The sequence below is a fragment of the Flavobacterium cheonanense genome (genome assembly GCF_039539185.1).
GTDB classification, from domain to species: Bacteria; Bacteroidota; Bacteroidia; order Flavobacteriales; family Flavobacteriaceae; genus Flavobacterium; species Flavobacterium cheonanense.
This window is the reverse complement of sequence record NZ_BAABCT010000008.1, coordinates 25521-44403: the sequence shown is the minus strand read 5'-3', so window position 1 is coordinate 44403 and position 18883 is coordinate 25521. Positions and strand designations below refer to the sequence as shown.

The window sequence follows — 18883 nt, the reverse complement described above, 5'->3', positions numbered from 1 at the left end:
TACCATAATTATTTTAAAATGAAATTTCAGCCAATAGTTCCAATGATTTGGACCAAAGAATTACAAAAAACTGTCGATTTTTATTGCGATATTTTAGGATTTACTTGCGGAAATCAAAGTGAAGAATGGGGTTGGGCAGCCGTCAGTAAAGACGAATGTGAAATTATGATTGCCGAACCAAACGAACACACACCATTTGAAAGACCTTATTTTTCAGGAACATTTTATATTAAAACTGACGATGTTGATACTTTGTGGAATGATTTGAAAGACAAAGTAAAAGTAGCTTACGATATTGAAGATTTCGATTGGGGAATGCGTGAGTTTGCTATATATGATAATAACAGTTATATGATTCAATTCGGACAAGATTTATGGAAAAAGTAGTACTAATTACAGGAGGTTCTTCAGGAATTGGAAAATCTATTGGAGAGTTTCTTCATGCCAAAGGATTTGTAGTTTATGGAACAAGTAGAAACCCTGAGCGAATTCAAGGTTCGGTTTTTCCGTTGATTGCTTTGGATGTTCGAAATGTTGAAAGTATTCAAAAAGCTGTTCAAGAAATAATTTCAAAATCGGGTAGGATAGACGTTGTTATTAATAACGCTGGAGTAGGAATTACAGGACCGATTGAAGAAATTCCGACAGAAGAAATCAAAAACAACTTCGAAACCAATCTTTTTGGACCAATTGAAGTGATGAAAGCGGTTTTACCACAAATGAGATTGCAAAAATCAGGATTGATTATCAATATCACTTCCATTGCTGGATATATGGGATTGCCTTACAGAGGAATTTACTCCGCATCAAAAGGTGCTTTAGAATTGATTACAGAAGCTTTGAGAATGGAAGTAAAATCGTTCGGAATTCATATTACTAATGTTGCTCCTGGTGATTTTGCTACCAATATTGCTGCAGGACGTTTCCACGCTCCATTAATCAAAGGTTCTGCTTATGAAATTCCGTATGGAAATACTTTAAAAACAATGGATGAACACGTTGATAGCGGAAGTAATCCAAATGAAATGGCAGAAGCTATTTATAAAATTATTCAGAATTCGAATCCTAAAATTCATTATAAAGTAGGCGCTTTTATGCAAAAATTTTCAATCGTTTTAAAAAGAATTTTGCCTGATAAAGTTTACGAGAAAATGTTAATGAATCATTATAAATTATAAGATATGAAAGAGTTTATTCAGTTAGCAATTGGAATTGCTTTTTTATTAATAATTTGGAAGGGTATAAGAACCATTGCAAAAGCAATTGATTATTTAGCAAACATGAAAAACAATCATGATGAAATTACCGATTTACTTTTAGAAATTAGAAATGAACTTGAAAAGTTAAATCAAAAAAAGTTGAGTAATGAAAATAGTAATGATAAAGTTGAATAATGTAGTTCAGCATTTGAATTTTGCAATTGATATTAAAAAAGGAATTCGTAATTTTGCACCTTAATAAAACACAACTTAACTATATATTATGAAATTTTTTATTGACACAGCCAATTTGAACGACATTAAAGAAGCACAATCACTTGGAATTCTTGATGGTGTTACAACAAATCCTTCGTTGATGGCTAAAGAAGGAATTACAGGAAAAAACAACATTTTGAAACACTACGTAGACATTTGTAACATTGTTGATGGAGAAGTAAGTGCCGAAGTAAATGCTGTTGACTACGACGGAATGGTAAAAGAAGGTGAAGAATTAGCCGATTTACATCCTCAAATTGTAGTAAAACTTCCTATGACTAAAGAAGGAGTTAAAGCTTGTAAATATTTTACAGATAAAGGAATTAAAACCAATGTAACTTTAGTTTTCTCAGCTGGACAAGCATTATTAGCGGCTAAAGCTGGTGCAACATTTGTATCGCCATTTATTGGTCGTTTAGATGATGTTTCTACTGATGGTTTGAACTTGATTCAAGAAATTAGAGAAATCTATGATAACTATGGTTATGAAACTCAAATTCTTGCAGCTTCTGTTCGTCACACTATGCATATTGTAAATTGTGCAAAAATTGGTGCTGATGTTATGACTGGACCACTTTCAGCCATTTTAGGATTATTAAAACATCCTTTAACAGATATCGGATTAGCTCAATTTATTGCTGATTTCGAGAAGGGAAATAAGTAAGCAGTTTTCAGTGCTCAGTAAGCAGTGCGAAAGCATATGTATAAAAGGCGATTTTCTTATGAAAATCGCCTTTTATTTTTTCTATATTTCCGAAATTTGTATTATAAACTGAACACTGAACACTGAACACTGAACACTGAACACTGAACACTGAACACTGAACACTGAACACTGAACACTGAACACTGAACACTGAACACTGAACACTGAACACTGAACACTGAACACTGAACACTGAACTCTACTTCAATTCATCCTCAAAGTTGACTTCAAACATGTTGGTGAAACCATTCTTAATGGTCTTGTCAGAATTTACGATTATAGTTCTGTGTACTTTTGTAATCGCCCATTTAGCTCTTATGTCTTCAAAATTTACACATTTTAATTCCGTTATATTTCCAAAGTTGTATTTCTTTAAATCGGTTTTCCATTGCTCTGTGTTATCATCAAGATTTATGGCAATAAAGTTATAATTTGGATATTTAGATTTTAGTGCCAAAACTTTTTTGTGAGCTGCAATTAAATGAGAGTTAAGCTTTTCTGACCAAAAGAAAAGTACCGTATTTTTCTTTATTAAATCATTTGAAGATATTTTTGTGCCTTTAGAATCTACCAATTGAACTTCTGGTAATTTTTTACCTTCTGTTAGTAGTTGTATAGCATTTCCAATTTTCAGAATTTCATTTTTCTTACTCTTATCGGTTGAATATTTATGATAAGTTTTCAGAAATTCTGTGTTATTGACTACATTTTGATCTTCCATTAAATAACGGAAAGCGATGTTATTTAAAACAATATTTTTTACTTTTTCATTTTTTATTAAGGTATCGGCAATGTTTAATTTGTTGATGTTCATTTTTAAAGCCAAATCACAATCAGAAAAATGATTATGATAATTGATTGCTCCAACATTATTAAGCATATGGTCAAGATACATTACAAATGGAGAAAATTCTGTTAAAGCTTCATTGCTGTAATCTATTTGATCTCTAAAAGCGTAATAATCTTTTGGCAATTTAGATAAAACATCCTCTCCAGTTCTCATTTTATGAATGATAGGATAGATTTCTTTTTTGGTATAATGAGGAAATTTAACGATACCACTTGCATACACATCAAATTCGTCGCTCCATTTTATTTCTTCTTTTCTTGATTTGTAGAATTTTTCATTTTCAGAATTCGTTTTATTGATATACTTGTTGAATTTTTCAAAAGGATAATCAAAGGTTTCAAACATATTGTTCTTATCCTTTTCATTTCTTAAATACATTTCCATTAAGAAATTATTCTTTCGATCACCTCTTCCACAAAAGATAATAGATTCGTCAAAATCTTTAGAATCAATATGAACTTTTATACTGTCATTTTTATCAAAATAAACATATTGGTATTCTGGTTCATGTTTAAACGAATATAAACCTGGTGCAAGTGAATCAAATTTTTTAAAAAAAGTATTGTCTTTGTTTAACGGAATAGTATCAATTACTTCATTGTTTTTGCAAAAAAGGACATAAGGATTGTTCGGATTTGCAACTTCTCCACCAAAATAGGCAACATAATTATCACCAGAAAATTCTTTTTTACAAGAACTCATCAGTATTAGAAGAAGTGTAGGTATTAGAAATGATTTCATTCGGGGCAAACTTTTATCAAAAACATATTTCAAAACAAATGTAGAATGTTGTATCTAAAAACATTGTTAATCATTAGTTAAAGTTAAATCCTTCACGATATTATGGATTTACATCAAAGGCTATACAAGAACTAAATCCAATAATCAATACAATTAAAGAGTAGATAAGTAGTTGAATTCCAAACTTTTTATCTTCTTTTTGAAAAAGCACTTTATACAAACCAATTAGTAAAGTTATTGGGCTGATTATTAATAGTATAAAAAGTAATATAAGTAAGAAAACTTCCATTTTTTTTAATTTAATGCATCGCTCCCAATGAAAAATTAGCAAAACAAGTTCCAAAACCAATGATAAATCCTATTACAGAAAAAAGCATAACTTTTAATCCTAATTTTCTTCTACTTTCAAAAAAGATCATAACGAACCCAACAACAAATGCCATAACACTTATTATTGCTAGAATTATACCAATTGTTACTAATGTCTCTTTCATATATGTAAAATTTATTTGTTAGAGGTCATATATGGTATCGCCTCTTAATATTTTGATATTTGTTTGCAACAAACTTGATGTTAATGGCGATTTCATATTATTTAACCATTTAAAAGTACAGCACATGCACCAAAACCAATAATTAATCCTATTACGGAATATTGTAAAATTTGTATTCCGTCTTTTTTAGATTGCTCTTTTTTTGATAAGACTAAAATAAATCCAACCAATAAGCCTATCAAGCTTGCGAAAGACAAAAGTCCGACTAGTATAAAAATCATTTTGGTAGTGTTAAGTATTAATGCATTCCGCCTAAACTTAAGGTTGAAAAACAAGCTGAGACTCCTATAATTAGAATAATGATAATCGTTAGTAAAGAAAATAAAATCATTTTGATGGCAGTCGAATTCGAATCTTTATTTTGAAATAGTTTTACTACGCCTGTAAAAAAAGTAATTACACAAACCAAAATCACTACTAGAACTAAATTAAAGATAAACTCCATACTATCGATTTAATTTTTCTCTAATTTCCTCAATTTTATTATCTCTATAAAACAAATTCATCGTTTCAAATGGTACTAATTTGTAGCGCTTGTCTACAATATGAATGCATGATTTCTTTACGGCTCTGACATCAAAATCACTAGCGTCCATGAAGTTCATAATGATGATTCGGAACAAATTTTCGTAATGCAAATTATCCGATTGCACTCTAGGCAAACAACACATTAATTCTCCAAAAGTATCCTCAGCGCAATCAACCGAAATTCCGGTACTGAACATCGTTATTAAATGGTTCTTCAAATCTTCATCGTTTTCATAAACGATAGTATTTTTGGTAGTATTCAATAAATCTTCTGGATTTAACAAATGAGTCATCGGAATCACTTCACCATCCATTTTCAACGCATACGCCATGCACAAAGCATCAGGATTGCAAGGCACAGGAATCAAATCTTGTGGTGTAAAAATTGGATATTGCTCATAGATTTTTCTACGAACTTCGGTCAACGTAATTCTTCCGGTTGCATCATCATAATTGTCATTTCGTCCAGCTACTTGCGTTGGTTGAAACGTTACACCACGTACACATTTTTGCTTCGTTGCATATTCAAGAATTTTACCAATTTCGTCATCGTTTTCGCCTTTTTGTAACGTAATTACTAAGGTTGTTGAAAGATTAAAATGATTCAAATTTTCTATAGCTTGCTTTCGCACTTCGGTTAAATCTTCACCACGTAATTTTTCTAAAACTTCGGGTTTGAAACTATCAAATTGCAAATAAATCTCGAAATCAGGCATATAACTTGCGAGTTTTTCTACAAATGAAATATCTTTTGCAATTCGAATTCCGTTGGTGTTCAACATCAAATGCTTGATAGGTTTGCTTTTTGCAATATCCATAATTTCAAAAAACTGCGGATGTACCGTTGGTTCGCCACCAGAAATTTGAACCACATCAGGTTCGCCTTCATTGGCAACGATTACGTCAAACATTTTTTCAATTTCTTCCAACGTTCGATGACGGCCATAATTTGGTGCAGACGAAGCGTAACAAGTTGGACAAGCCAAATTACATCTATCGGTAACTTCTACAATCGACAAACACGAATGTTGCTCGTGATCGGTACACAAACCACAATCATACGGACAACCATAATGCACTTTGGTATTGAACTTTAAAGGCACTTCCGATTGCTTGTTGTAGTTTCTAATTTGTTTGTAATATTCTACATCGTCCGCAATCATGGAACGAGAATCGCCATGGGTTTTGCAATGCTTCAGCATCCAAACTTTCTCGTCTTGAAATACAATTTTGGCATCGACCAATTCTAAACAAGTTGGACAAAGTGATTTGGTGTAATCGTAATATATGTAAGGTCTATTTGGCATAATTAAACAATCTTAAAATAAATCTATAATAATAAACAAATATAAAAATCGCGCTCCATTGAATGCTACTCAAATGTAAGAATAAAGGTTGATACGGTTTTATAAATTCAACGGAAAATCGATACAAAAAGTATAAAACCATGAAGAGTTTGAATCGGTCGCCGTTGATTAAATTTACATTTTTTATTTTTCTGAAAATAAGCAAAAGCAAAATCATATACGTCATTTCATACAATGCCACAGGATGACGCAATTTACCATCACCAAGATTCATTCCAGTGAAGAAAGTGGTTTCAATTCCGTAGGTTGGTTCGGCTATTCCCATTGAGAAACAACCGATTCTTCCAATGAAAAGCGCTACGATTATCGGAATCACATAAATATCTCCAGAAGCGGTTTTGACACCAATAAATTTCTTAAAAAGTTCTACGCCAAACAATCCGCCGAGAAATCCTCCAGCAACGGTTTTGTTTTGATAAAAAGTAAGTAAGGTTTGATTCGCAATTTCCGAAGGATTTTCGAGCATTGCCAAAACTCTCGAACCAACTAGCGCACCAACCATCGAGCCCAACATAATCCAAAGGCGATTGATATCGGAAATGGTATCGGTTATTCCTTTTTTGTGGTAGTAATACAATCGAACACCAATAAAGAACGCTAAGGTTTCAAATATAAAATGATAATATACTTTTTCGCCAAAGAAATCAAACTGAAAAGGAAAAGTCATAAAGGTTTTTAAATTTTAGCTAATGTAAAACTTTAATTTTCTCCAATCCACTTTCCTTTACACCAATTTTTAATTTTGCCATAAATATCCATTTCAAAAAGATAACTTATGACTTCATTTTTATAGGTTTCAACAATAGTGACAAAGTTTTGGTTTTCACTTTTTTTTAGATTAGCTATAACAAAAGTTTTTGGATAATCACCTTTTTTAAAGTGCTTAAATTTTTTAAATTTTTTGTCTTCAGCTATAATTATATCTTTTACATCCAAATTATTTGTTCCACTAACAATTGTATCTTGCCATTTAAGATTTAATTTTTGTGAACAGTCTGATTCCCAATAGTTGTAATCTTGAACCTTAACTACAAAATTAATTTTTGATGAAGTTTTAGGTAGTATTGAATCTTTATAAAAATCAAAAGCTTTTTGCTCAAAATCAACTTTTTCTTGTCCATAAAATGATTGATAAAATAGTATGAAAACTGATGTTAAATGAATTATTTTCATTTTGTTAGATGCTTGTTTTTCGAACTCTTAGTTTTAATTTCTATTGTGAGCACGGATTTCAAATCCGCGCTATCGGGTTTTTTCAATCTGTATTTTTTTTTGGATTTTGCTTTGCAAGTTCCAGAATGAGCTCCGAAGTGGAAATGAAAAGCTTTTTTCAATCTGCGATTGAAAAACTTTTTTTGTATCCCATTTTTAATTCTTTGAGCAAGCTCAAAATTAAAAATGGGATACAAAAAAAGCCCTGACTATCGTCAGAGCTTTCCATTCTTGAGTGACCTCGACTGGATTCAAACCAGTAACCTTCTGAGCCGTAATCAGATGCGCTATTCAGTTGCGCCACGAGGCCTTTTTTGTGGGTGCAAATATAAAGATAAATGTGTAACTTGCAAATCAAAACGAGGATTAAATTTAAAAATTATGCCACTTAAAAAATACATCCGTGATATTCAGGATTTTCCGAAGCCAGGAATTGGTTTCAAAGACATTACACCTTTACTAAGTAACCCTATTGCAAGACAAGAAACGCTTGAATTACTTCTTTCAACCCTAAAAGACAAGCAAATTAATAAAGTAATTGGAGTAGAAAGTAGAGGTTTCTTCTTCGGAATCTTATTAGCCGAAGCTTTAAATGTAGGCTTCATTCCTGTGCGAAAACCAAAGAAATTACCTTACGAAACTATCTCAGCTACTTACGATTTAGAATACGGCACCGATACTCTAGAAATACACATAGATGCAATTGAAAAAGGCGATAGGGTTTTAATTCATGATGATGTTTTAGCAACAGGTGGTACAGCAAAAGCCGTTTGCGAACTTGTAGAACGCTTAGGCGGAGAAATAGTGCAATGCAATTTTCTAATGGAGTTAACTTTCCTTCACGGAAGAGATAAATTGGGAGACAATGAAATTTTTGCTGCGATGACGTATTAGTCAATGGCACGACAAGTTACATAGTAACGATATGCAATAAGCGCCATTTGCCACTTTTTAGCTTTAGCCAAATCCAATTGCTGTTTGGTAAAACTTGGCAGTAAAAGTTTGTTTATTTTAGCTAAGACTTTGTACATCACTTTTTTCTGCAAAGATAGTTTTTTAGTTTTATTTAGTTTGGAATAATAAAAAATGAGCCCGAAATAGTATCGAGCTCATTGGTATGAAATAAATTAAAATAGTTTTTATAAGCAGTTTTGCTCTTTTATTTTATCTATTAATGAATTGAAATAATTTTCATCTGCAGTATCTCTAAAACACATTATCTGATAAATCTTTTCACCATCATTTATAACAATTACCTGCATGTAAATATTTTCAATTTTAATATGAAGTCTCAAATCAATTATACAAGCATTAGTGTTTTCGTATTTTTGATTAACTAGGACTTTTGAATTGTTTTTCCAAGTTATTATATAATCATTCGTCACCAATTCAGCTAATTTTAAAAGTGACTTGCCTTTTTTATTTTTTGGAATTTCAAAGTATAAAATCCCAGTTTCATTGAGCTCATTAGAACTTAGAGCAATTTCTTCCACATTACCAATTCCATTTATTGTTCTTTCACCTTTTTCAGTGGAATAATTTTTAAAACAATCAATTAAATAACTATAGTTTTTTCCCTTCTGACCAAATGAAAAATTTGACATAAGAAGAGTAGTTATTGTAAGAAAGGTTATTAAATATCTCATTTGTTAGGTTTTGGTAAAATTGCTACTATACTTTAAATAAAGTCTTCAAATTCAGAGACATTTTGTTCTTATTTCCACTCAAATAAATGTTTGTAGCTGTTCCAGTTTGCGTAAATTAAGAAAACGTTTGCCAATAAAATTGCTGTTGCCATTGGTAAATCTGTTTTAGTAACTACCGCATGAATAAGAAAAATATTGATGCTAATAGGAAGTAGGACAATAATCCCTAATCGTAGAAATTTTCCTGAAATTATAGTCAATCCTGCCAACAGTTCAATTGTTTTTGCTACAGGGAAAATGTACTTAGAAGCCATAAAACCTGCCATTAGTGTAGCCATGTCACCAGTGGGTTGAGGCTGTGCCGGTCCAAGATTAAAGAAATAGGAAATGGAAGCAAACAACATCATGCCACCAAGTAGTAATCTCACAATAATAATTGCAATTCTCATAGTTTTAAAATTTATTGGTTAGTTTCTCAAAGATAATAAATTTTATTTCAAATAGAAAAACCACTCCTAAGAGTGGTTCTGTGAGACTGTAATTCAAATTTACTTTTTCAAATATTTTTTATAACCCAGATATCCTAAGAAGGCCATAAGAGCAAAAGGCCAAAGCACAACTACAAAGGAAATGATGTTTTCTAAAATAAACCAACCAGTTTTTAAATTATCCCAAATCTGAAGTCCGATATTCGGACGATAGGCGTTGGTGCTTTTTTCATTGGCAACCATTTCTTGTTTGACGGTTTGATCTTGATAGATTTGCAGTGTTAGTGTACTAAAGTTCACTTGGTCTTGCAAGGATAAGTTTTCTATTGTTTTAGCATCATTTTGTTCTTTTTTGGTGTCTAAATTTTCTTCGGCATCAATAACTTGATTTAGTTTTTTACCTTTCTCATCAATAGCAGTTGCAATTCTCTTTTCGGTAGCAGTACTTCTTTTTTGAGCCATTTTATTAGACAACATTTGAAGCGTAACATCGTCGGCTTTAATAACGCGAAAGTTTAGAAAATCAATTTGCTTAGCTATACTTTTTACAACAGTATCCAATTGGGTGTTAGGAACTCTAATAGTAATATTGTTGTCAACAGTATATTTTGTGGTAACAAGCGTACTATCGGGACTTACTTTGGTTTTGTCTTCCTCATTTATATGGCTTTGCAGGTTGCTGTAGGTTACAAATCCACCAAATTTCGTTGTAGCGTCTTCAATAATTGTAGTTGATTTGGCTACGTTTTTGACTTTGAATTTGATGTCGGCGGTTCTAACAAATTTTCGATTACTGTTCTTGGGCTCAACAGCAGCTGAAGAAGAAATTACACTTGTTGAATCAGCAGAAGCACTTGGTTGGTCGTAAGCCGCTTCGGTTGCGTTTTCATTTTCTGCTTGTTTGCAAGCAACAACAGTGCCCATAAGTAACACTGCCCATACGAATTTGGTGGTTTTGTTCATAGAAATTAAAATTAAAGTTATTATTTAGATAATTGTATTTAACTAGTAAGATATAAGTAGTTTTATTATCAATAATAATTTAATTTTAAGTGAAGTAATTGTGCCTATTTTCTGCAGTCTAAAAATCGTGCCAAAAAAAATGAAATTATAATTTTAGCTCAAAATATTTTTTGTTGTAATTTTGAAAAAATAAAATTTCCTTTGAGAACAATCCAATCTAGAACTATTGAAAACCCTAAATTATTCAAGCAACAGCTTTTGTTGTGGTCCAATCAATTTAGAGAAGTGGTTTTTTTAGATTCTAATGAATACCATCAACACTATTCCAATTATGATTGTGTAGTTGCCGTTGATGCTTTTACCTCAATAAAAACTGATTTTGATAAGTCATTTGAAGATTTACATCAATATCAAAGTCAGTCAAACGATTGGTTGTTTGGTTATTTATCCTACGATTTAAAAAACGATATCGAAGATTTACATTCCAATAATTATGATGGTTTGCACTTTCCTGATTTGTTTTTCTTTCAGCCCAAAAAGTTGTTTTTATTGAAAGGAAATCAACTAGAGTTGCACTATTTGTATTTGTGTGATGATGAAATGACTTCGGATATTGATGAAATCAACCAGTGTTCTGTTTTCAGTACCCAACATTCGGAAATAGCTATACAGCAACGCATTTCTAAAGAAGATTATCTTTCTAAAGTTGGCAAAATGTTGCATCATATTCATCGTGGCGATATTTATGAAGCTAATTTTTGTATGGAGTTTTATGCTGAAAATGCGATAATAAATCCAGTTACCATTTATCAAAAATTGAATGCCATTTCGGAGCCACCATTTGCAGTATATTTCAAAAACAACACCGATTATTTAATGTGTGCTTCTCCAGAGCGTTATTTGAAAAGAGAAGGTAATAAAGTGATTTCCCAACCCATCAAAGGAACAGCAAGACGAAGTTTTGATTTAGAGCAAGATGCGCTTCTAAAGAAAGAGCTTTCCAATAACGAGAAAGAACGTTCAGAAAACATCATGATTGTTGATTTGGTTCGTAATGATTTGTCTAAAACTGCTACCAGAGGTTCGGTTCAAGTAGAAGAGTTGTGTGGCATTTACACCTTCAAACAAGTGCATCAAATGATTTCAACTATTGTCTCAGAGGTTGAAGGCACTACATCGTCAACAGCGTTGTTGCAAACTACTTTTCCAATGGGAAGTATGACTGGAGCTCCAAAGATTTCGGCAATGAACATCATTGAAGATTTAGAAGAAACAAAGCGAGGTTTGTACAGTGGTGCAGTAGGTTATTTTACTCCCAATGGTGACTTTGATTTTAACGTAGTCATAAGAAGCATTTTGTACAATGAAAAATTGCAATACGTTTCATTCTCTGTAGGAAGCGCCATAACTTCAAAGTCAGTTCCAGAGCAGGAATACGACGAATGTTTGTTAAAAGCCAAAGCAATGTTAGATACCTTACAAAATAATTAATTTTTTATGTTTAACTTAGCGCAATCTTACAATTTAAAAAAGGTGTTATGAAGAATTTCAAGAAACTAATAGTGTTGGCGGTATTACTGTTTACTACTTCATTTTTTGCTCAAACCTCTCCTAAATATTATGTGGTTTTGGTTAAAGCAAAATGGTGTTCTACTTGTATTAAAAACGAAGATAGAGTTGTTAGCGAACTCCTATCAAAAGTAGATAGCAATAGTATGACAGTTTTAACAAATGATATAACTAATAAAGAAACCAAAGCTGCTTCTGCAGAAATTTTGAAAGCCAATGGCTTAGAATTTGTAAAGTTGCGTTCTTCAGGAATTCTATTCTTTGTTGATGCAAGAACTAAAAAAATCGTAGAATCGATTCCGATTTCAAAAACTACCGAAGAACTTACCAAAACCCTAGAACGAGTTGCTTCTTTATAAATAACAATAAAAGTTTGATGAGTTCTTTTCGTCAAACTTTTATTATTAGTACTTTAGCGTTTTGATACTATAAATGCTACACCAATTTCAAAATCATTTACAAAAAAACTTTCCTTTTCTAAAGGAAAAGAAGCTTCTTTTGGCTACAAGTGGCGGAATAGATAGTATGGTTTTGGTGCATTTACTACATCAATTAAAGTATGATTTTGCTGTTGCTCATTGCAATTTTCAGCTTCGAGGAGAGGAAAGTGATGGTGATGAAGCTTTTGTGACTTCTTTTTGTAATGAAAGGCAAATAGAAGTTTTTGTTCAAAAATTTGATACTGCAAAGTTTGCTGAAGATTATAAACTTTCCATTCAGTTGGCAGCTAGAAAGCTACGTTATGGATGGTTTTATGAACTTTTAGATAAAGAACACTTTGATTATTTATTGACAGCTCATCACTTAGATGACAGTTTAGAAACCTTTTTAATCAATTTAAGCAGAGGAACAGGATTGGATGGACTGACAGGAATTCCCAATCAAAATGATCGAATCATTCGTCCGTTATTGTCTTTCTCTCGATTAGATATCGAACTTTATGCAAAAGCAAATGAGATTAATTGGCGAGAAGATTCAAGTAATGCTTCCGATAAATATTTGCGTAATAAGTTGCGTCATGATGTGGTTCCGGTTTTAAAAGAATTGCATCCTAATTTGTTAGCTTCTTTTGAAAACACTTTAGAACATTTGAAACAAGCACAATCTTTGGTAGATGATGCTTCTAAATTGGTTTACAAAATTGTAGTTAAAGAGGAAAAGAATTTGTTAAAATTTCAATTGCAAGAGTTGTTGAAATTGCCCAATTACAAAGCTTATTTATTTCAATGGCTTAAAAATTATGGATTTACAGCTTGGGATGATATCTATAATTTGGTTGAGGCACAATCAGGCAAACAGATTTTTTCAGAACACTATTGTTTATTGAAGGTTAGAGATTGTTTGATTTTATCTTTGAAAGAGGAAGTCACTGCAACCGACGTTTATTTGATAGATAAAAATGTAAGCCAAGTTAATATTCCCTTAAAATTTGAGTTTTGTAACGTAGGTGACATTTCTGAATCAAATTCAAATAGTATCTTTGTCGATGAAGAAAAATTGTTGTTTCCGTTGGTCTTGAGAAGATGGCAAGAAGGCGATTTTTTCTATCCTGCAGGAATGCTTGGTAAAAAGAAAGTTAGCAAGTATTTTAAGGACGAGAAATTATCGTTGATTGAAAAGTCAAATCAATGGTTGTTATGTTCTGATAATCAAATTATTTGGATAATTGGAATGCGACAAGATGAACGATTTAAAGCAACTTCAAACACCACTAAAAATTTAAAAATAACCATTCAATAAATGAAGAATTTCTTTTACACATTGATTGCTTTTTTGGTTTTAACCAATATAAATGCGCAAATAAAAAAGCCAGTAACTTGGACATCTAAAGTAGAAAAAGTATCCGAAACTGAGTTTAATTTGGTTATGAATGCGACTATTGAAGAAGGTTGGCATGTCTATTCTCAATTTACTCCAGAAGATGGACCTTTACCAATTGTTTTAGAATTTAAAAACCAAAAAGGAAATTATGAATTGGTAGGCAAGGCAAAAGAAAGTCCTTACAAAAAACAATTCAATGCCGATTTTGGAGTAGATGAATACTATTTTGAAAAGAAGTTTACACTGATTCAAAAAGTAAAAATAACCAATCCTAAAGTTGGTAAAATACTTCTAAACGTTGATTATCAAGTTTGTAAAGATGGTTGTATTAATGATGATAAAGATTTTAGTTTTGCTATTCCAGTAATAGAATCAGCAGCTGTAGTTACTCCAGCTGTAGATACAACCAAAGTAGCACCAACAACAACTGTTGACACTACTAAAACGGAAGTTAAAGCTGCTATAGAAACAGCAGCAAAAGTTGCTCCTAAAAAAGAAGAGAAAAAAGGACTTTGGACAATATTTTTTCTAGCATTTCTAGGAGGTTTTGCAGCATTGTTAACTCCTTGCGTTTTCCCAATGATTCCTATGACGGTTAGTTTCTTTACTAAACAAAGTAAAACTCCAGCTCAAGGAAAGCGAAATGCTATTATTTATGGTATTTCAATTATTGGAATTTATGTTGTTTTAGGATTAGCAGTTACAGGTATTTTTGGAGCCGATGCTTTGAATGCGCTTTCGACCAATGTTTGGTTTAATATTATTTTCTTTGTGCTATTAGTTGTATTTGCAACTTCATTTTTGGGTGCATTTGAAATCATGTTGCCTAACTCATGGGCAAATAAAGTAGACAGACAAGCTGACAGAGGAGGTATTGTTGGAATTTTATTCATGGCATTAGCTTTGGCAATAGTTTCGTTCTCTTGCACAGGACCAATTGTTGGAACTCTTTTGGTGGAATCTGCTTCTAAAGGAGGTATTGCGCCAATTATTGGGATGTTAGGATTTTCATCAGCTTTGGCTTTACCTTTTATGCTTTTTGCTATGTTTCCGGGTTGGATGCACTCGCTACCAAAATCTGGAGGATGGTTGAATACAGTAAAAGTATCTTTAGGATTTTTAGAATTAGCTTTGGCGTTCAAATTTTTATCAAATGCTGATTTAGTATTGCAATTGCATTATTTTGAAAGAGAAACATTCTTAGCAATTTGGATTGCTATTTTTGGAGCTTGGGCTTTCTATTTATTTGGAAAAATCACATTGCCTCACGATTCACCAATAACTCATATTTCTGTAGGACGATTAGGATTGGCTTTAACAGTATTAGCTTTTACCATTTATATGATTCCTGGTCTTTGGGGTGCACCTTTAAAATTAATCAGTGCATTTCCACCACCAGAAACTTACAGTGAAAGTCCGAATGGAGTAGGAGGTTCGTCTAATGGTACTGGAGAAAAATTACCAGAAGGCGCTGAACTTGGTCCGCATGGTATAGTAGTTTTTACAGATTATGAAGAAGGAATGGCTTATGCTAATAAAGTAAAGAAACCAGCATTATTAGATTTCACAGGACACGCTTGTGTGAATTGTAGAAAAATGGAAAACAATGTTTGGTCTGAAGAAAAAGTTTTAAAAATATTAAAGAACGATGTTGTTGTAATTTCATTATTTGCCGATGACAAACGTCCGTTGCCAAAAGAAGAGCAGTTTGTTTCTAAATCAACAGGAGCTGAAATTGAAACGATTGGAGATAAATGGACCGATTTTATGATTACTAAATACAACACTAATACGCAACCATTATACGTATTGGTTGACAATAAAGGTAATAATTTGAATAAGGTAACACCAACTACAAGTTATGATCCTGATGTTGCTTTGTATGAGAATTGGTTGAAACAAGGAATTGTAAATTTTAAAAAATAATAAAAAATCCCATCTTTATTTAGATGGGATTTTTTATTATTACGCTTTCTTTGTCTTAGTTGACGTTTTAGATTTCTCTAATTCTTTTCTTGCTTTTTCTAGCTCCTCTTTTGCTTTGATCATTTCCTCTTTTGCTTTTAACATTTCTTCTTTAGTATTGTCTAAATCTTTTGAAGAACCACCAAACGAAGATTTCATTTCTTCCATTTGCTTTTTGAAGTTTTCTAAGCCTTCATTGCTTCTGAAATCAAATTGCTTTTCGCCTAAGTTATTTCCAAAACCATCAGAGAATTCAAATTTGTGGTTCTTTTTGATTTCTTCTATCTCTTCTACAGAATAATCATCAGCTCCTTCAATAACTACACCGTCTTCAATAACCAATGGTTTTCTACCATCTTTTTGAATTTGAATGCGTGATTTCGATTTACTCATTCCATCACCATCATTTGGAAAACTAAAACTGTACGATTGAGAATTCTTGTCACCACCAAAGTTGAAACGTTTCATAATGTCATCTGCACCTGCAAAACCTCCCATCATAGGGTTTCCAGCAAAGAAGTCATTTCCGTGTGTTGGTTCACCAAATCCAACTGTATCTCCTTGTTTGAAGAATTTGATGGTTGCAATTGGATTTGCATTATCCAATTCCATTTTGCCTTTATTTCCTTTTCTATCAGAATATTCTACTTTAATAGCAGTAATTTCTTCCTTGCTGTTTCGTTTTACACCAGAATATTTAATAGTAATACCATTTTCAGCCATAGCTTTAATGTCGTCTTTCATTTCGCTTTCTGGCGTATTCTTGTTCCAAGTCATTACAATGTCATCACTATTGGCTTGACTGTTCCAAGTAAACGGATTTTGTTGTGCCAAAGCCACATTCTGATTAAAAAGAAGTGCAACAAAAGCAGGAAGTACAAAAGCAAAGTTTCTAAACTGTGTTTTCATAAGATTTGTTATTTGATTTATTGATTGATAAAATTCTAAAACAAATTTATAAAGTTGTCTATTTCAGCGGATATAGATTTACAATTTTTTAACTTTTTTTATGTAAAATTTAGGACTTAAAAAACAATCAGTAAAAATCTGTTGAATCAGTGGCAAAAAAAATATAGTACTTTTGCGCAAACAAGAATTTAATTCATGCCAATTAAAACGTACAACAAAACCAATTTTCACAAATACACTTTTTGTATTTTCAAAGAAGTCGATGTAGATGCAATTAAAGATTTGAAATTAAATTACAAAAGCAAATCGGGTAGTTGTTATTATTTTGTCGAAAATGGAGTCTATCGTTTGTCTAATCATTGGAGTAGAGTAGCCAATTGCAAATGGAGATTGGTTTCAAATTCTGCTGTCACACTGAGCGCAGTCGAAGTGCCAAATCCCAATAGAACGAAACTTGGTTATGCCAATTGGTCTGATTTTTATTCAGATAATGATGTAGATAAAATGTATTTTCTTGAAGCTGATTATGAGTCTAAAACGGTGAATTTTTATCACAAACAAAGTTTAAATTATTCTTCCGATAAAGTTTTAAGATCATCCTCAGAAACAACAAAATTAATTAAGCAAATACGCACTTTATTTGAAGAAACTGCTTGGGCAAAGTATCTAAACTATGAAAATATTGATGTTTTAAGAAAAGAAATCATTGAGGAAATGATTACTACAAATCAAACTTTTCAAGAAATAAGAAGAAGGTTTTTAGGATAATTAAAAATTATTAATTATTGATTTTCAACTTTTAATTTTTCCTTTGCTACTAGTTGCATCACCCAATAACCGGCAGCAGTTCCGATTAATCCCAGAATTCCCATGAATAACCAGTTCATTTGGTATCCATAGGCAGCAACAACACCCATTCCGATTTTGGCACTCAAAATATGTGCAGCACTAAAACTCATGGTGAAAATGGCCATATAACGACCTTCATGACCTTTGGGCGCACGACTAATTGCAAATGAATTGGAGAATGGAAAAGCAAACATCTCAGCTACTGTCATAAACAACATCATAATGATTAATACTCCAGCCCAAAAGTTGATTAAAAGTAAGAACAAACTAATTGTCATTAAGAAACAACCAATGGTTACTATTTTTACTTTGTCTAATTTATTTCTTTCGATATAACTCACGATTGGCATTTCTAAAAAGAAAACTAAAACACCATTCAGTGTTAGCAATAAACCAGTTTGCAATTCATTTAAATTAAACTGTTTTTTATGATATAATGGGATCGTGGTAAACAATTGAAAAAACAAAACGCCAGTGATGACACACATAAATAAGAAAATCCAAAATGGTCTGTCTTTAAAAACAGATTCTCGATTTGCTTCTAAAAGAGCTTTAGTTTCTTTAGATTCTGCAGGTTTTTTCTTTTCTTTTACTAACATCCAAAAGATTAAAATTGCGATAATACAAGTAGCACCATCTGCCCAAAAAAGTCCTTTGTAACCAATGTTCATAATAATTAATCCGCCCAAAGCAGGTCCGGCTGCAAATCCGAGATTGATTGCAAGACGAACTAGTGTCAAGGCACGCGTTCTGTTTTCAGGTTTGGCATACGCGCCAATAGAAACAAACATAGCAGGACGAAACATATCGGCAACCACCATAATTGAAAATACAGCAATACAAAGTCCGATATAGCTTGTAATATATTGTAAACCAAAGAACATCAATCCGCTAACAAACAAACTGAAAATCATTATTTTATAAAATCCGATTTTATCCGACAATTTTCCGCCAAGCCATGAGCCTAACATAGAACCTAATCCGAAACAAACCAAAATGTTTCCAATTTGTAATTCAGAAAAATGTAAATCTTCATACAAATATTTTGATAAAAACGGTAAAACCATCGTTCCAGCACGATTGATAAAGGTTATCAAAGTAAGTATCCAAACTTCTCTTCGAAACCCTCTAAAATTATCGATATACTTGCGGAAAGCGTTTTTAAACATGAATCATTCGTTATTTTACAAAGGTATAAAACTTTGTGGCTTTGCGCCTTTGTGGTATAACATCTTTTGAA

At 32.0% G+C, this 18883-nt stretch carries 23 protein-coding genes and 1 tRNA gene; 10 read left to right on the top strand and 14 right to left on the bottom strand.

The window, feature by feature from the left end; translation table 11 throughout:
• Nucleotides 1-18 precede the first annotated feature (18 nt).
• From ABD766_RS13090 to fsa, 4 genes are all read left to right on the top strand, one after another.
• Nucleotides 19-387: a bleomycin resistance protein gene (locus ABD766_RS13090; protein ID WP_298305262.1), complete on the top strand. Its 369-nt coding sequence runs from the start codon at nucleotides 19-21 to the stop codon at nucleotides 385-387.
• Nucleotides 375-1178, top strand: a complete 804-nt coding sequence (locus ABD766_RS13085) for an SDR family oxidoreductase (protein ID WP_344817097.1) — start codon at nucleotides 375-377, stop codon at nucleotides 1176-1178. Before ABD766_RS13090 ends, ABD766_RS13085 begins: the two co-directional genes overlap by 13 nt.
• Before the next feature lie 3 nt (nucleotides 1179-1181).
• Complete coding sequence (locus tag ABD766_RS13080) at nucleotides 1182-1394, top strand: hypothetical protein (RefSeq protein ID WP_344817096.1); 213 nt, start codon at nucleotides 1182-1184, stop codon at nucleotides 1392-1394.
• An 88-nt stretch (nucleotides 1395-1482) separates the two neighbouring features.
• Nucleotides 1483-2139: a fructose-6-phosphate aldolase gene (fsa, locus tag ABD766_RS13075; protein WP_344817095.1), complete on the top strand. Its 657-nt coding sequence runs from the start codon at nucleotides 1483-1485 to the stop codon at nucleotides 2137-2139.
• Nucleotides 2140-2380: 241 nt separating this feature from the next.
• On the opposite strand, the gene ABD766_RS13070 is transcribed toward fsa, so the two are convergent.
• The 8 genes from ABD766_RS13070 to ABD766_RS13035 all read right to left on the bottom strand — a co-directional run bounded on the left by ABD766_RS13070 (nucleotide 2381) and on the right by ABD766_RS13035 (nucleotide 7743).
• Nucleotides 2381-3772 carry a TlpA family protein disulfide reductase gene (locus ABD766_RS13070; protein WP_344817094.1) on the bottom strand — a complete coding sequence of 464 codons (1392 nt, stop codon included), beginning with the start codon at nucleotides 3770-3772 and terminating at the stop codon, nucleotides 2381-2383.
• 100 nt (nucleotides 3773-3872) lie between these two features.
• On the bottom strand, nucleotides 3873-4061 hold the full coding sequence (locus ABD766_RS13065) for a hypothetical protein (protein ID WP_344817093.1): 189 nt from the start codon (nucleotides 4059-4061) through the stop codon (nucleotides 3873-3875).
• 10 nt (nucleotides 4062-4071) lie between these two features.
• The gene (locus tag ABD766_RS13060) at nucleotides 4072-4266 is read right to left on the bottom strand and encodes a hypothetical protein (RefSeq protein ID WP_298305273.1); all 195 of its coding nucleotides are present in this window, start codon (nucleotides 4264-4266) and stop codon (nucleotides 4072-4074) included.
• 101 nt (nucleotides 4267-4367) lie between these two features.
• Nucleotides 4368-4547 (bottom strand): hypothetical protein, encoded by a 180-nt coding sequence (locus ABD766_RS13055; RefSeq protein ID WP_298305277.1) that lies wholly within the window; start codon nucleotides 4545-4547, stop codon nucleotides 4368-4370.
• Nucleotides 4548-4772: 225 nt separating this feature from the next.
• Nucleotides 4773-6161, bottom strand: a complete 1389-nt coding sequence (locus ABD766_RS13050) for a radical SAM protein (protein WP_344817092.1) — start codon at nucleotides 6159-6161, stop codon at nucleotides 4773-4775.
• The gene (locus ABD766_RS13045; protein WP_344817091.1) at nucleotides 6151-6888 is read right to left on the bottom strand and encodes a prolipoprotein diacylglyceryl transferase; all 738 of its coding nucleotides are present in this window, start codon (nucleotides 6886-6888) and stop codon (nucleotides 6151-6153) included. Before ABD766_RS13045 ends, ABD766_RS13050 begins: the two co-directional genes overlap by 11 nt.
• Nucleotides 6889-6920: 32 nt before the next feature.
• Nucleotides 6921-7394: a hypothetical protein gene (locus ABD766_RS13040; RefSeq protein WP_344817090.1), complete on the bottom strand. Its 474-nt coding sequence runs from the start codon at nucleotides 7392-7394 to the stop codon at nucleotides 6921-6923.
• A 275-nt stretch (nucleotides 7395-7669) separates the two neighbouring features.
• Nucleotides 7670-7743: transfer RNA gene (locus ABD766_RS13035), tRNA-Arg, on the bottom strand.
• A 71-nt stretch (nucleotides 7744-7814) separates the two neighbouring features.
• Here ABD766_RS13035 and ABD766_RS13030 point away from each other — a divergent pair.
• Complete coding sequence (locus ABD766_RS13030; RefSeq protein ID WP_344817089.1) at nucleotides 7815-8327, top strand: adenine phosphoribosyltransferase; 513 nt, start codon at nucleotides 7815-7817, stop codon at nucleotides 8325-8327.
• Here the strand turns inward: ABD766_RS13030 and ABD766_RS13025 are convergent.
• The 4 genes from ABD766_RS13025 to ABD766_RS13010 all read right to left on the bottom strand — a co-directional run bounded on the left by ABD766_RS13025 (nucleotide 8324) and on the right by ABD766_RS13010 (nucleotide 10530).
• Nucleotides 8324-8464 (bottom strand): SsrA-binding protein, encoded by a 141-nt coding sequence (locus tag ABD766_RS13025; RefSeq protein WP_298306146.1) that lies wholly within the window; start codon nucleotides 8462-8464, stop codon nucleotides 8324-8326. The two genes, ABD766_RS13030 and ABD766_RS13025, sit on opposite strands and share 4 nt — an antisense overlap.
• Nucleotides 8465-8572: 108 nt before the next feature.
• Nucleotides 8573-9079, bottom strand: coding sequence for a hypothetical protein (locus ABD766_RS13020; protein ID WP_344817088.1), 507 nt, complete (start codon nucleotides 9077-9079; stop codon nucleotides 8573-8575).
• 68 nt (nucleotides 9080-9147) lie between these two features.
• The gene (locus ABD766_RS13015; RefSeq protein ID WP_298306140.1) at nucleotides 9148-9528 is read right to left on the bottom strand and encodes a DoxX family membrane protein; all 381 of its coding nucleotides are present in this window, start codon (nucleotides 9526-9528) and stop codon (nucleotides 9148-9150) included.
• Nucleotides 9529-9627: 99 nt separating this feature from the next.
• Entirely contained in the window at nucleotides 9628-10530 is a 903-nt protein-coding gene (locus ABD766_RS13010; RefSeq protein ID WP_344817087.1) for a DUF4349 domain-containing protein, read from the bottom strand.
• Between the two features lie 201 nt (nucleotides 10531-10731).
• On the opposite strand from ABD766_RS13010, the gene ABD766_RS13005 reads away from it, so the two are divergent.
• From ABD766_RS13005 to ABD766_RS12990, 4 genes are all read left to right on the top strand, one after another.
• The gene (locus tag ABD766_RS13005; protein ID WP_344817086.1) at nucleotides 10732-12021 is read left to right on the top strand and encodes an anthranilate synthase component I family protein; all 1290 of its coding nucleotides are present in this window, start codon (nucleotides 10732-10734) and stop codon (nucleotides 12019-12021) included.
• Between the two features lie 47 nt (nucleotides 12022-12068).
• Nucleotides 12069-12458 (top strand): hypothetical protein, encoded by a 390-nt coding sequence (locus ABD766_RS13000; RefSeq protein ID WP_344817085.1) that lies wholly within the window; start codon nucleotides 12069-12071, stop codon nucleotides 12456-12458.
• A gap of 73 nt (nucleotides 12459-12531) precedes the next feature.
• Entirely contained in the window at nucleotides 12532-13839 is a 1308-nt protein-coding gene (gene tilS, locus ABD766_RS12995) for a tRNA lysidine(34) synthetase TilS (protein WP_344817084.1), read from the top strand.
• Nucleotides 13840-15846, top strand: coding sequence for a protein-disulfide reductase DsbD family protein (locus ABD766_RS12990; protein ID WP_344817083.1), 2007 nt, complete (start codon nucleotides 13840-13842; stop codon nucleotides 15844-15846). It abuts the gene before it with no gap.
• Nucleotides 15847-15885: 39 nt separating this feature from the next.
• Here ABD766_RS12990 and ABD766_RS12985 read toward each other — a convergent pair whose 3' ends face one another.
• The gene (locus tag ABD766_RS12985) at nucleotides 15886-16794 is read right to left on the bottom strand and encodes a hypothetical protein (protein ID WP_344817082.1); all 909 of its coding nucleotides are present in this window, start codon (nucleotides 16792-16794) and stop codon (nucleotides 15886-15888) included.
• Nucleotides 16795-16989: 195 nt separating this feature from the next.
• Here ABD766_RS12985 and ABD766_RS12980 point away from each other — a divergent pair, with 195 nt between their 5' ends.
• Nucleotides 16990-17562 carry a hypothetical protein gene (locus ABD766_RS12980; protein WP_344817081.1) on the top strand — a complete coding sequence of 191 codons (573 nt, stop codon included), beginning with the start codon at nucleotides 16990-16992 and terminating at the stop codon, nucleotides 17560-17562.
• Nucleotides 17563-17576: 14 nt separating this feature from the next.
• Here the strand turns inward: ABD766_RS12980 and ABD766_RS12975 are convergent, their stop codons facing one another.
• Nucleotides 17577-18812: an MDR family MFS transporter gene (locus ABD766_RS12975; protein ID WP_344817080.1), complete on the bottom strand. Its 1236-nt coding sequence runs from the start codon at nucleotides 18810-18812 to the stop codon at nucleotides 17577-17579.
• Between the last annotated feature and the right edge of the window lie 71 nt (nucleotides 18813-18883).